Consider the following 13,964-nt stretch of genomic DNA (forward strand, 5'->3'; position numbering starts at 1 on the left):
AGAGGGTGGGCGAACCCCGTGCTACAATCGCGCTTCGCCAATAACAGGAGTCCCCATGACCCCGGAACGCTATCGACGGTTGCTGGATACGTTGAATCGCCGCCAACCGGATCTCACCGTGATCATGGAAGGGGTGCACAAACCCCATAACATCGCCGCCGTGGTGCGCACCTGCGATGCCGTTGGCATCCTCGATGTGCATGCGGTGCTGCCGGAAAACCGGGCCAAGGTGGCGGCGGGTACCGCCATGGGCTCGCAACGTTGGATTAATTTGCACAAACATAAGGACGGGGTGAGCGCCATCGAGCAGGCGCGTGCCCAAGGCATGCAGGTGCTGGCTGCCCATTTTTCCGATACCGCGCTGCCGTATCGGGAGGTGGATTTCACCAAACCCACGGCGTTGTTGCTGGGCACCGAGCGCTTCGGTGTCAGCGAAGCCGCCGGCGCCGCCGTGGATGGGCATGTGATCGTGCCGATGATGGGGATGGTGGCGTCGTTCAATGTCAGCGTGGCGGCGGCGATCATTCTGTCCGAGGCCTGCGAACAGCGGCGCGCGGCTGGATTCTATGATCAGCCCCGGTTGGACCCGGAGATCTACCGGAATACGTTGTTTCGTTGGGCCCATCCGAAACTGGCGGGCTATTGCGACCGCTATGGCGTGCCCTATCCGGAGCTGAACGACAGTGGGGAAGTGCGCCATGCCACGCGCTTCAACGCGGAGCTATCCGCCGCCAAGGCGCGGCAGGAAGCTGCCTCGTGAGTGCGCCTGCGCCGCTGGCGCTGCAAGCTCGTCTGAACGCCTTGCTGCCCGAAATCCAGCTCCGTGCCACGCCGTTGCCGCTGGTGCCGGAGCTGTCCTTATGGCTGCTCGACCGTCTGCTGGCGGATCAGCGTCTGGATCAGGAGGTGGCCAATGCGTTGATGGAAGCACCGCCATACTGGTCGTTATGCTGGGCTTCGGGGCAGGTGTTGGCGCGCCATCTTCTGACCCATCCGGAATGGGTGAAGGATTGCTGCGTGGTGGACGTGGGGCCCGGTTCCGGCGTGGTGGCGGTGGCCGCCGCCCGGGCCGGCGCCCGCCGTGTCATCGCTTGCGATCTGGACCCGGACGCGCTGGCCGCCAGCGAAGCCAACGCCGCCCTCAATGGCGTCAGTCTGGAACTGAGTGATGATCTGGACGCCTGTCTGGCCCTGGCCGACCGCGTTACCGCCGCCGATATTCTCTACGACCGGGATAACCTGCCGTTGCTGGCCCGTTTTCGCCGGGCTGGCGCGCCGGTGTTGCTGGCGGACTCCCGTATCGCCGGGTTGCAGCCGCCAGGGTATCGTCCGCTCGGGAATTGGCATGCCACCACCTGGCCGGATCTGGGAGAAGCCAGTGAGTTCAATCAGGTGAGGCTGTTTTTATCGGAACCCTGAAGGCCGGGCGGCGGTCGAAGCTTCACGATTCAGCAACCTGGCCGTCATGTTGATCGCCAGTTCAAGCCCGACTAAGTTAGTGCCCAGGTACAGGAGGATGTGGCCTTGTACGCACCATTGAAATCCTATTATTCCTTTATTTGCGCGCTTTGCGTTGCTCTGTTGTTGACTGTCGCGGTACCGGCCCGGGCGGCGCTGCCCGTGGCGCAAGGGGAGTCGTTGCCGACGCTGGCGCCGATGTTGGAAAAAACCGCGCCGGCGGTGGTGAACATCGCCATCGAGACGCGGGTGCGGACCGCCCGCAACCCGCTGTTGGAAGATCCGTTCTTTCGCCGTTTTTTCAATGTTCCCGAACAACAGCAGCCTTCCACCCGGCGTGCCATCAGCGCCGGCTCCGGCGTTATCGTCGACGCCAGGCAAGGCTACGTGTTGACCAATGCCCATGTGGCCAAGAACGCGGATAAAATCGAAGTGACACTCACCGATGGTCGCGAATTGAGCGCGGAGCTGGTGGGGCTGGACGAGGAAGTGGACCTGGCGGTGCTGAAACTGGACAAGAGCGATGATCTGACCCAGATCCGTATCGGCGATTCCACCGGGCTGCGGGTGGGGGATTATGTTCTGGCGATCGGTAACCCCTTTGGCCTTGGTCAGACCGTGACCTCCGGTATCGTCTCCGCGCTGGGCCGCACCGGTCTTGGCATTGAAGGCTACGAGAACTTCATCCAAACCGACGCTTCCATCAACCCCGGCAACTCCGGTGGCGCGCTGGTCAATCTGCGCGGTGAACTGGTCGGGATCAACACCGCGATCCTGGCACCTTCAGGAGGGAACGTCGGTATCGGCTTCGCCATCCCAACGGAAATGGCGGTGAATGTGATGGAGCAGCTGATCGAACATGGCGAGGTGCGCCGTGGTGTGCTGGGTGTGACGATTCAGGATCTGACACCGGAGCTGGCGGACGCCTTCCAGGTGGAACAACGGCAGCGCGGTGTGGTGGTCACCAATGTGATGGAAGACAGCGCCGCGGACAAAGCGGGTCTCAAGGCCGGTGATGTCGTGGTGGAAGTGGACGGCCAGCCGGTGACCCGGGCGGCGGATTTGCGTAACAAGGTCGGGTTGTCACCGGTCGGTGAGAAGGTACGGCTGAACATTATTCGCGATGGCGGTAAGCGCCAGCTGGTGGCGGTGATCACTGAATCCGATCAGCGTCAGGCCGGCGGCGACGCCATATCGAAATTCCTGCAGGGCGCCAGCCTGCGCGATCTGCGCAAAGGCGAGCTGCGCCACGCCGACAGCGGCGTGCTGGTGGAAGCCGTGGAACGTAACTCCCCGGCCTGGCGTGCCGGCCTGCGGGGTGGTGACGTGATTATCAATGCCAATCGCCAAAATGTGGTCAACATGCAGGAACTGGAGTCGGCCGTCCCCGACGCCGATGCCGCCCTGTTGTTGCGTGTCAATCGTGACGGCGGCGTGTTCTTCGTGGTGGTGCGCTGATTCAGGACCGCCGCGGTTCGGGCCTGTAAACGGGCTGTCCCATCATTAAGGGGCAGCCCGCCCGGCCTTCGCTAACGTGCGGGAAAGGCGGTCCAGCGATCCAGCCAGGTGGCACTGGCCCCGGGCCGTACCGCGCCGAGGTAGACGGCCGCCTCGTCCCAGAATTCCCCCTGAGGCACCGGCACGGCGCCGCGTGTCGCCGGTGACCGCAAGGCGGGCGTCACAGTAGGGTGGTATGGGTTGATCACATCCTGATTGAAATGGGGGTCTTCGCCGAAACGGATGCCGCCCAATCCCCGGAAAAAGGCGTCCTCGTCGAAGCCGCCATCATCGTCCGCCTCTCCTTGCTCCGTCTCGAAATAACTCAGGCCGCGCGGGCCGATGCCATGCATCAGCATGCCCTGAAACTCCAGAGCACCGGTATCCAGATTGCCCACCGTGGCGGTGTCGCGCAGGTCGATGGCTTCACCGGAAAAACCGCTGATCAACAGATTGCGGAAATGGCCACCGGTGCCTTCGCGCAGAGTCATGGCACGATGATGGCGGGTGCTGCTGCGCGGCGACACCAGGGTGACGTTGTACATGACCGGTTCGGAGCGGGGGCGTGCCTGGTGATGCGCGCCGTTGTTGTCCGCCTCGAAGGCATTGTCGCCGGTGTCCTGGTGCGGTTGCACCACCAGGAACTGCACTCTGCCGCGCCAGCCCAGATCCCAATCCAGGCCATCGTCGCCGGCACCGGTAATGACGATATGGCGCAGGTCGACGTTGCCGCCAAACACTTCCACGCCGTCGTCCAGGGGCCGGTGCACCTGCACATGGCGGACGATGGTACCGCTGCCGCAACCACCCAGGGTGAGACCGTTCAGTTCATTGTTGGCGTAAACCTCGAAGCCGGCGAACTCGATCCGGGCGTATTCCAGTACGCCGCAACTGCCTTGCGGGTTCTGCCCGCCATAGGCGCCGAGCGGATCGCCGGCATCAATGCCTTCGATCTGAGCGTCGGGTTGGTTGACCGGAGCGTCCCCCAGCAAGACCAGCCCGCCCCAATCGCCGGCGGTCCTTTTCCCTTCAGGCTGGATGCTGGTGAAAACGATGGGGGCATCCTCGCGGCCGGCGGCGTGGAGACGGGCTCCGCGAGTGACGACCAGCGCCGAATCGGCGCGGCCGAGAATGCGGGTGCCCGGCTCGATGGTCAGGCGCACGCCGGGCATTACGTACACCACGTCCCCCAGTACCCAATCACGGTCAGCGGTCCAGGTCTGGTCCTGGTCGATCACCCCGGTTATGACCTGGTCGCCTTGCAGGTAGGACAGAGCCAGCCACCAGAATAGCAGCAGGAACAGCGACAAGGTGCCAATGACCAGAGGCCATGCCAGCCGCCGGTAAGTGAAACGGGAAGAACCCGTGGAGGTCGCTTGGGGACGGGCGTTATTGACCGCGTCGGCGTGGTCAAGGCGCGCCAGTTCCTCTCCCAGATGACGGATGTGGCTGTGCGGGCTGTGACATGCCCGCTCGATAATTTCCGCCCGGTAGCGGGCGTCGTTCAGCAGGGTGTTGAAATGAATGAAGCCAAGACCTGTATCCCCGGCACGGTCGTAGTTTTGCTTTAACTGCCAAAGCAATTCCACCAGACGCGCGCGAGCCGGCGTGTCGTCGCCCATGGTAGCCCCCCCAGATGTTTATGTTTAACAACCCAAAGGCGCCAGTGTGGAAGTGAAAAATGACAGTCGTGCTAAGGGGCGCCGTGGGAGGGTATCGTGGCTCGTGGACCACCGCTGTCCCACAGTTGTGGGACGGGCGGCCTACACGCGACACGCCTTCGTTGGCAAGCCAGCTTCCCACAGCGGCTTCGTGGCCCTTCTGTGGGAAGCTGGCTTGCCAGCGAATTTGGGCACCGGTGGCTCACGAGCCGCGATAGCCCTCCTGTATCACGCCAGGCCGAGGATATCGTCGGCGGCCTTTTCGGCGATCATCACCGTTGGGGCATTGGTGTTGCCGCCGATCAGCGTTGGCATGATGGAGGCATCCACCACCCGCAGATTTTCCAGGCCGTGCACGCGCAGTCGCGGATCCACCACCGCCATGTCGTCGACGCCCATCTTGCAGGTGCCCACCGGGTGGTAAATGTTGTCGCATTTCTCGCGCAGGAAAGCGCGGATCTGATCGTCGGACTGCACCTGGCTACCGGGAAAGATCTCATTGCCGCGCCAGGGGCCGAGGGCTTGCTGGGCCATGATCCCGCGCATCGCCTTGACCCCGCGTACCATGCCTTCCATGTCGTCCTCATGTTCCAGGAAACGTGGATCGATCAGCGCCGGTGAGCGCGGGTTGGCGTCGCGCAGCCGGATGTCGCCGCGGCTCTTGGGGCGCAGGATGCAGACATGGCCTGAATAACCGTGCCCGATACTGAACGTCCAGTTCAGGCCATGGTTATCCAGCTTGGCGGCGGTGAGATGCAATTGCAGGTCGGGGATCGGTTCCTCCGGCCGTGATTTGATGAAACCGCCGGCTTCGGCCACGTTGGAGGTCAACTGACCGCTGCGGCGATAGAAGAAATCCCAGACGCCACGCAGGCCGGAAGTGGGCAATTCCCAGGGCGACAGTGTCAAGGTGTCGCGTTTCAGGTTCTGGTGCACCACCAGCACGTCCGGATGGTCCTGCAGGTTCTCGCCGACGCCGGGCAGGTCGTGGACCACGTCGATGCCATGCTGCTCCAGTTCCTGGCGCGGACCGACGCCGGACAATTTCAGCAACTGTGGGGAATTGATGGTGCCGCCGCAGAGAATCACCTGGCCGGCGGACAGCGTTTGCACCTGCCCTTGATGCTCCACGTCCACGCCGGTGGCGGTGCGGCCGTCAAAGCGCACCCGGTGCACCAGAGCGCCGGTCATCACGGTCAGATTTTCGCGCTCCAGGGCGGGGTGCAGATAGGCGCGGGCGACGCCGCAGCGTTCGCCGTCCTTTTGCGTTACTTTATAAAAGCCGACCCCTTCCTGGGTGGCGTTGTTGAAATCATCACTGGCCGGATAGCCGGCTTCCTGAGCGGCGCTGACGAACGCCTCGCTGACCGGGTGCCGGAAACGCAGATCGGCCACGTTGAGACGCCCGTGGGTGCCATGGAAGTCGTCTTCGCCGGCTTCGTAGTGCTCGGAGCGCTTGAACAGAGGTAGAACATCCTGGTAACCCCAACCCGGGTTGCCGAGGGATTCCCAATGATCGTAATCCCAGGGATGGCCGCGGGTGTAGCACATGGCATTGACCGCGGAGGAGCCGCCCAGGGTTTTACCACGGGGAATGTAGATCTGACGGTTGTTGAGCGCCTTTTGTGGCACGGTGTAGTAACGCCAGTTCCGGCGGTTGGAACGCATCAGCAGGATGATGCCGGCGGGGATGCGAATAAAGAGGCTGTTGTCCGGTGGCCCGGCTTCCAACAGGCACACCCGGTTGTTGGGGTTCTCCGACAGCCGGTTGGCCAATACACAGCCGGCGGAACCCCCGCCGACAATCACGTAATCGTATTGCATGCCGCTCGCCCTTGGTTGTTATCGGCTCTCTGACCGGTCCGCTGCCCCCGGCAGTGAACCGTGGGGGCGTCCTGTCTCACTATCCTCGCATACTAGTCCCGCCGCGCCTCGGTGTTATTGGCCGAATCCGGACACCGCCAGGCCGGCAAAGTCAGCGACAGCGCGCTTGCGGGGGAGCGGAGCGCTGTTTATGATCAATACAACTTATATCAACAGTACAACTTTTGCGCAGCTTGCCGCGAGGCACTGCTTTCTGCTTAGCCGATTCGGGTCGGTTAAGCAGAGACCAGGGTAACGGAAGTTCTCCGCGCACATCCCCTGTAAGGGGAGCGGGCCACGACCCGCCGACATTTTTCCATTCCCTGTCGCAGAATCGTCACGATAACAGGCTTTCATGGTCCCGCCACAGCGGGAGAAGTTTGTCGAACAGGCGAGGGTGCCTATGAGTGAGCGCATTCTGCGATTGGACAAGGCCGGCACGCCGGTGGAATGGCTGGACTGGCAGGCCGCTGCCACTTTGTACGCGCGAGGTCTGGTGACCTGGACGCTCGGGGATGTGATCTATCGCCTGCGCGGTGGACTGTGCCGCGTCACTGGCGATCGGTCCCGTTTGTCCCTGCATTCCATCATTGCCTGCGATGGCCTGGCCAGCCCGCGCCGCCGTACCCGTCCGCCGCTGACCAATCGCGCGCTGTTTCGCCGGGATCAGCATGTTTGTCTGTATTGCGGCAAGTCATTTCCCGAATCCCAACTGACCCGTGATCACATCTGCCCCACTTCCCGTGGTGGCCGCGACCACTGGCTCAACGTCGTGGCCGCCTGTCGCCGCTGCAATCAACACAAGGGCAGTCGCCTGCCGGAGGAAATCGGCATGGAGTTGCTGGCGCTGCCTTATGTGCCGAACATGGCCGAGTATCTGGCGCTGATCAACAGCCATCGTATTCGTGGTGACCAGATGGCGTTTTTGCGGAATCAGTTCGGTAAGGACAGTCGTCTGCTCTGATTAACATCTGGTTTCCACTCGCCGCACAGACTGACGTTTTTTTCATGCCGTCTCTCTTACCTTTGGCGCGCAAGTATGTTGGTATCTATAAGGAACTGGATACTAATAAGTGCAACGGAGCCTCTTTTCCCCGATGTTGGCGCGGCTTTTCTTCATGGTTTTTTTATGCGCGGTGGCCGCGGGCTTGCGGGCGCAGGTGCCATCCGCGGCGTTTTATTATGGGCCAGAGGTTCCCTGGGACGAACTGGCCGCTTTTGACATGGCGGTGGTCGAGCCGGCGCAGGCTCCTGTCCCTCCGCCAGATCGGGTTGGCCAGGTGTATGCTTATGTCAGCCTCGGTGAAGTGCTGCCCTCACGGGACTATGCCGCTGGCATTCGCTCGGAGTGGATCCTGGGTGATAATCCGGATTGGCGGACCCGGGTCTTGGATCTGGCCGAGCCGGCACTGAGGGATTATCTGATTGAAAAGGTGATCCGGCCGCTATGGCGCCAGGGATATCGGCGTTTTTTTTTCGATACTCTGGACAGCTACCAACTGGGTGTTGAAACGGACACGGAACGGGCCGCTCAGCGTGAAGGGCTGGAGACCCTGATCCGGCGGGTGGGGGAAACATTTCCCGGGGCCCGCTTCATACTTAACCGCGGATTCGAATTATTGCCGGTGGTTCACCGCTATGTGGATGCGGTGGCGGCGGAGTCCCTGTACCAGCGCTGGCGCCCTGACAGCGGGCGTTATCAGCCGGTGTCCGGCGAGGATCGTGAATGGTTGCTGGCCCGTTTCGAGGAGGTGCGGCAGCGCTATGGTCTGCCCACCATCGCCATTGATTACGCTCCTCCTGAGGACAGGGCCGGGGCCAGAAGCATCGCACAGCGGATTCAGAGCCATGGTGTCGTGCCCTGGGTCAGTAATCCAGCACTGGACATGCTTGGCGTGAGCAACCTGGAAGTTGTTCCACGCCGCGTGTTGATGATCCATGACGTCGCCCAGGACGGCCTCTGGGAGCGTTCGGAAATGGTCCGCTATGGCCTGATGCCGGTGCAGTTTCTCGGTTTGGTCCCGGATATCCGATATATGGGCGAGCCGATGCCAGCGGGTACACTGAACGGTCGTTACGCCGGTATTATCACTTGGTTCAATGATGATACCGGAGTACCACCGGCCTTCCGGCACTGGCTGGCGCGGCAGGCCCGTGCCGGGGTGCCGGTGGCCATGGTCGGGCAATTGCCGGTGGACCCGGGGGATCCCGACGCGGAGGTGTTCGGGCTGCGCCAGCATCCGGAGCCTCAGGAAAGTCCGAGGGTGATAACAAAAGCGCCGGGGATCGGCTTCGAAACGCCGCTGCCGGCGCTGCTGGAAGTGTCATCTCCGATCAGTGCTGACAATGCCGAGCCCTGGCTGACCCTGGGGGCGGGTGGGGAGGATTATATGCCGGTGGCCATCACCGGTTGGGGGGGATACGCGCTTGATCCTTATGTAGTACGCTCGATTCTCCCTACGATCAGCGATGCGGATGTGACGGACCGGTGGGTGATTCAGCCGCTGGACTTTCTGCGTCAGGCATTGAAGTTACCACCGATGCCAATCCCCGATGTCACCACGGAAAACGGCCGCAGACTGTTTTTTGTGCATATGGATGGCGACGGGTTCCCCAGTCTGGCGGAGGTGAGGGGGTATCGCGATCAGGCCGCTGGCGAGGTTTTGCTGCAGGAAATACTGAAGCGTTACCCCGTACCCACCACCATCTCCGTGGTTGAGGGGGAAGTGGCGCGGACCGGACTCTACCCGGAGAGGGCCGAGGAACTGGAGGACATCGCCCGGCGTATTTTCAGGTTGCGGCATGTGGAAGCCGCTACTCACACCTATTCACACCCGTTCTATTGGTATGAAGCAGCGGCTCATCCATCGGAGACTCAGGGCTCCGAAGGGGCACTGCGGTTGGCTGTGCCGGATTACACCCTGGATCTGGAACGAGAATTGGCTGGCTCCGCCCGTTATATCGAGGAAAATCTGTTGCCGCCGGGCAAAAGGGTGGAAATGGTGCTCTGGAGTGGCGATACCAACCCGCCGGAAAAAGCGTTGGAACTGACTCGCAAGGCCGGTCTTCTGAATATGAACGGCAGCGACACGGTGATCACCGAAAGCGCGTCTACCTGGACGCTGATCAAAGGGATCGGCGTGCCCAAGGGTGACGAATATCAGGTGTTTGCTCCGAACCAGAACGAGAATCTGTACACCGGAGAGTGGCTCGGCCCGTTTTACGGGTTTCAACGCGTCATTGAAACGTTTGAGTTGACCGGAGAACCGATCCGCTTCAAACCCATCGATATCTACTACCACACCTATATCGCCAGCAAGAAGGCGTCCCTGGCGTCGCTGAAAAAGGTTTACGACTGGGCGTTGAGTCAGCCGGTCAATCCCGTGTTCGCGTCCGACTACGTGAAAAAGGTGCTTGATTTCAATCGCATGGTGGTGGCGCGCCAGGGAAACCGGTGGCGGGTTCTGGGGGCAGGGGAATTGCGCACCCTGCGTCTCCCGGAAGGCGTGGCATTACCCGATCTTCGAACCAGCCAGGGGCTGGCCGGCTATCAGAGCGGCGGCACCGGGCCCTACCTTCACCTGTCCGGAGGCCGTGCCAGCTGGCAGCCCGGAACGGAGGGAACGGCGCCGGGGATATGGGATGCCAACGGACGTTTGACGGCGTTTGAACGCGATGCGGGGGGCATCACTTTCTCGCTGAAAAGCGCGCTGCCGTTGTTGTTCACTCTGCAGCAGCCCCCCGGTTGTGAATTGCGCCAGAACGAACGCCGTATCAGGCCCGTGTCCCGCGAAGGTGATCGTTATCGTTACAGGAGTGACCGCAGTGAGCTCAACGAGCTACGGCTACAGTGTCGCCCGTGATCGCTGGCGAATAGTGGGGCCGCCGGAACTGCTGGCGCTGGTTCTGTTGATCGGCGTGGTGTGCTGGCTGGTTTTCCCAAGGGATCTCGCTGGCTCGCTGCGCAGCGCCCGCATGGATGCGGTGACGTTGTCCTACACCAACGCCTGGTTGCGGGCCAAGCCTGATGATTTTGGCGTGCGTCTGGTACTGGCGCGCAATCTGATGGACCTGGGGTTGCTCCAGCAAGCCGAGGAACAACTGGACCATCTTTCCCGCCATGCCAGCGATCCATCGACTCTCGCGACACAGGCCTGGTTACGCTCACGGCTTCCGTTTGTGGCGCTGATGGAAATTCCAGCCCGGCAGCGCCGCGATGACCCGCTTTGGGGGCAGTCTCGCGCTGCCCTCGAGCGCGTTGACCGCACGACTTTGTCGTTGCGACAACTGGAGCGATACGCGGAAATGGCGCTGATACTCGACCTGCCTGACGCGGCGGTCCAGGCCTACCGCCAACTGGCGGCCCGGCAGGCGTATCCGGGGGCCTGGTATGCCCGGGGAGCGGCGGCTTTGCTTGCCCGCGGACAGTATCGGGAGGCGGCGGATGAGTACCTGTTGGCAATGGCGTCACAAGAGAACCATTATGGTCGCCGCCGTTATTTCCTGGCCGCGCTATCGAGCCTGGAGAGTGGAGGCCTGATCAGGGAAGCCGCCGCCCTGGGGCAACGTGAGGCGGCGCCGTTTCTGAACGACCAGAAAGTGCTGTATCGACTGATGAACATGGCTCGGGCCGCTGGCGAATATCAGTTGGCGGAACGTTACGCGATCCTGTTGCTGAAACTGGATCAAGGGTTGGGAACACCATGAATGGACGCTGGTTGATTCCAACCACTCTGTTGCTGATGCAGTCCGTGGCAGCCAGTGCACAGCCGCCGGCGCCGTATGAGCACCGCTACTACGAAGGCGGTTACCAGGTGTTCGTGGGCAGTGGCAACCTGCCCCGCGCCAGACAGGTAGTCGAGAACGCGTTGTATTGGCGCCCAGACGATCCGCTCTGGATTGAACGGATGGCGCTGGTGACCGGGTGGCAGGGGGACACCGAAGCGTCTCTGGCGGCGTGGTTGCGTTTGGCGGAGGAAGGACATGATGCGGAGGCCTGGCGCCATGTTCTGACCCTGGCGCCGCAAACTTTCGATTTCGAACTGCTGCTCAAGGCCCGGCGCCGTATGCTGCGCGCTGATCCGGGTAATCCCGATCTGGTTGGAAAGGTGGTGCGGGAGTACGAATTGCTGGGTCGGCCGGAAGAGGGCTTCGCGTTTTTGAGGCAATGGTACAGTTCCCATCCGGGGCGTGCGGTGCTGAAGGAATTACAGCGGATAGCGGAACACATCGGACACGATGACGCGGCGGCCTCCTATTACCGGCGTTATATGGATCGGTATGGCGTGGAGTCTGAGATGGCGACGCGGTTAGCGGACTTGCTGTGGTTGCAGGGGAAACGGGAAACGGCCTACCGGGGATTGCGCGCGGATGCCGGAGCCTTGCCCTACGAGGCCGGGGTTACCCGGCGGCTGGCGGTAATGGCGATGGATCTGGGCGATTGGGAAACCGCTTTGCACTCCTACCGGCGTCTGGATGATAACGGCGATGCTTCGGTGGCGGACTATTACCAGTACATTGCTCTGGCGCGTTTCCATGCACCGCGCCGGGTGGCCGCCATTCTGGAACGGCTCTGGAACCGGACCGGGCGTCCGGACATGGCCGTGGGTATGTTGGCGGCCCTGGCGGCCCGGGGCGAGCGCCAGGCGATTGATGACTTCTTCAACAATCTGGATTCCACGAACTTCGAACGGCTGGCGGCAAACCCGGCGTTTTTGCGGTTCCTGGCCGATTATCGGCAGGGCCGGGGGGATCTGGAGGGCGCCCGGGCGGCGCTGTCGCGCGCCCTGATTCTGGACCCGGACGATACGCAGACCCGGGTGGCCTGGCTATGGATAAATGTCAGCGACGGTACTGATGAAGCGCTGGCCGGGTTACTTGAGCGCTGGGAACCAAGTGCCCGCCAGGATGAACGGTTCTGGATGCCACTGGCCGCTGCCCATATGGCGCTGGATCAGCCGGAGCAGGCGCTGCGTTATGAATTGGCCATGCTCGGGCGGGCGCCGCGACAGTGGACCCGCCGCTGGTCCTACGCCCAGGCACTGATCGCGTCGGGGCGTGAGGATCAGGCTTGGCCGGTGATGCGTGAGTTGTGGCGTTCTCCCCCTGTTTCGGAAGACATGACCTCCGCCGAGACCCTGTTGTTCGAGGAAATGCGGTCCGCGTTGGCGGCCCGCTTCGCCAGCGCGGATGAACAGCTGCGGTTTCAGCAGCGGGCCTGGGCGGATACCCCGCCTGAGATGAAGGCGGCCCGGGCGGAGTGGTTGGCGCAATGGGCATTATCGGTGGACGCCCCGGAGCTGGCCCGCCTCTGGTATCTGCGTGAAGGTCGGCTACTGGGGCGGCCGTTGCCGCCGGGCTCGGCCTTGGCATTGGCTTACCTGGATAGCGACCATGGTGCAATCAGGACACTGCGTGACGACGCGGCTGACCCCCTGACCGCCGGCGAGCGGCTGGAAGCGGATAACACTCTGGGCCGGGAGCGATGGGCCGCGGCCCAGTTGGCGCGGCAGCAGTACCATGCCCCCGAAGTGGCGGACCGCCATCCGCAACAGGAATCGCTGTTATTGCCCGCGTCTCATAAAGTGGCATCGAGTGTTGAGCGGCGTCACCTCGGCCCGTTGGATGTGGATCTGTTCCAGGTGGGGCAGAGATGGCCCGTCGCTGAGCGCTGGCATCTGGATTGGGAGGGCTCGCGGCGCCGGTTCAGTAGTAACGACCAGCAACAATTGCAGGTCGCGGAGGACGAGCAGCGGCTCACCGTGGCTGTCGCCTATCAAGGCAGGAAACGGGCACTGAGCCTGCGGTTCGGACATCGCTCCTTGTTTGGCTATAACCGCCAGGATTTGGAGTTCAGTGTCAGCGGAGAACCCTTTCGTGACATCGACTGGCGTATCGAGGCCCAGTGGCGGGCTCCCACCGATGAGACATCTGAATTATTGCTGATGGGACAGCGTTCCGGGGTTGCCTTGGAAACGAACTGGCGTCCCATGGCGCATTGGTGGAACGGTGTTTCCCTGGCTCATTACGATTATCAGGATCTGCGTGACCGGGATCTTGGCGAGGGTACTCTGGTCTCCGCGTATACCAGTTGGAGGCCATGGTTGTCGCGCTGGTCACCGGGGGTGCGTCTTCGTCATTCCCAGGCGGGTTTTTCCGGACAGCGCCCGGTTGATCCCGGAATCGATGTCATACACGCCACTGGTAATCCACTGGCGGTGCCGCAAAGCTATCATGAGACCGAACTGGCGTTTTTGCTGGGTATGCCGGATGTTCATATACGGCCGCACCGTATACAGGCCTGGGGCGAATTCGGTGTCACCGATAACAGCTTGTCAGGCACCGGTTTTGTCGCGCGAGTCGGAGCGGAAGGGCCGTGGCTGGGCCGGGATGCCTGGAGACTTTATTTCGAACGGGGCCTGAATACCGGAGGCGGTCAAGAAGACAGCTACCGGTTGGGGCTGGAATATCAGTTCTACTATTAGG

9 protein-coding genes are annotated in these 13,964 nt (G+C 62.2%); 7 read left to right on the plus strand and 2 right to left on the minus strand.

Annotated features, from left to right (window positions below; translation table 11 throughout):
- The first annotated feature begins 55 nt into the window (after positions 1-55).
- The 3 genes from trmH (at position 56) to E0L37_RS04265 (ending at position 2,916) form a co-directional block, all read left to right on the plus strand.
- A complete protein-coding gene (gene trmH / locus E0L37_RS04255) occupies positions 56-760 on the plus strand; it encodes a tRNA (guanosine(18)-2'-O)-methyltransferase TrmH (RefSeq protein WP_133490544.1) in 705 nt (234 codons plus the stop codon).
- Complete coding sequence (locus E0L37_RS04260) at positions 757-1,419, plus strand: 50S ribosomal protein L11 methyltransferase (RefSeq protein ID WP_133490545.1); 663 nt, start codon at positions 757-759, stop codon at positions 1,417-1,419. Before trmH ends, E0L37_RS04260 begins: the two co-directional genes overlap by 4 nt.
- A 99-nt stretch (positions 1,420-1,518) precedes the next feature.
- Entirely contained in the window at positions 1,519-2,916 is a 1,398-nt protein-coding gene (locus E0L37_RS04265; protein WP_133490546.1) for a DegQ family serine endoprotease, read from the plus strand.
- Positions 2,917-2,987: 71 nt separating this feature from the next.
- Here E0L37_RS04265 and E0L37_RS04270 read toward each other — a convergent pair whose 3' ends face one another.
- Entirely contained in the window at positions 2,988-4,577 is a 1,590-nt protein-coding gene (locus tag E0L37_RS04270; RefSeq protein WP_133490547.1) for a hypothetical protein, read from the minus strand.
- A gap of 267 nt (positions 4,578-4,844) precedes the next feature.
- On the minus strand, positions 4,845-6,440 hold the full coding sequence (locus E0L37_RS04275) for a GMC family oxidoreductase (RefSeq protein ID WP_133490548.1): 1,596 nt from the start codon (positions 6,438-6,440) through the stop codon (positions 4,845-4,847).
- Between the two features lie 442 nt (positions 6,441-6,882).
- Here E0L37_RS04275 and E0L37_RS04280 point away from each other — a divergent pair, with 442 nt between their 5' ends.
- From E0L37_RS04280 to E0L37_RS04295, 4 genes are all read left to right on the plus strand, one after another.
- Positions 6,883-7,443: an HNH endonuclease gene (locus E0L37_RS04280; RefSeq protein WP_133490549.1), complete on the plus strand. Its 561-nt coding sequence runs from the start codon at positions 6,883-6,885 to the stop codon at positions 7,441-7,443.
- Between the two features lie 154 nt (positions 7,444-7,597).
- Positions 7,598-10,342 carry a bifunctional glycoside hydrolase 114/ polysaccharide deacetylase family protein gene (locus E0L37_RS04285; RefSeq protein ID WP_133490550.1) on the plus strand — a complete coding sequence of 915 codons (2,745 nt, stop codon included), beginning with the start codon at positions 7,598-7,600 and terminating at the stop codon, positions 10,340-10,342.
- Positions 10,305-11,186 carry a hypothetical protein gene (locus tag E0L37_RS04290; protein WP_133490551.1) on the plus strand — a complete coding sequence of 294 codons (882 nt, stop codon included), beginning with the start codon at positions 10,305-10,307 and terminating at the stop codon, positions 11,184-11,186. The genes E0L37_RS04285 and E0L37_RS04290 overlap by 38 nt, the downstream gene beginning before the upstream one ends.
- Entirely contained in the window at positions 11,183-13,963 is a 2,781-nt protein-coding gene (locus E0L37_RS04295) for a tetratricopeptide repeat protein (RefSeq protein ID WP_133490552.1), read from the plus strand. Before E0L37_RS04290 ends, E0L37_RS04295 begins: the two co-directional genes overlap by 4 nt.
- The last annotated feature ends 1 nt before the right edge of the window (position 13,964 follow it).

Source organism: Alcanivorax sp. 24, from assembly GCF_004360225.1.
GTDB lineage: Bacteria > Pseudomonadota > Gammaproteobacteria > Pseudomonadales > Alcanivoracaceae > Alloalcanivorax > Alloalcanivorax xiamenensis.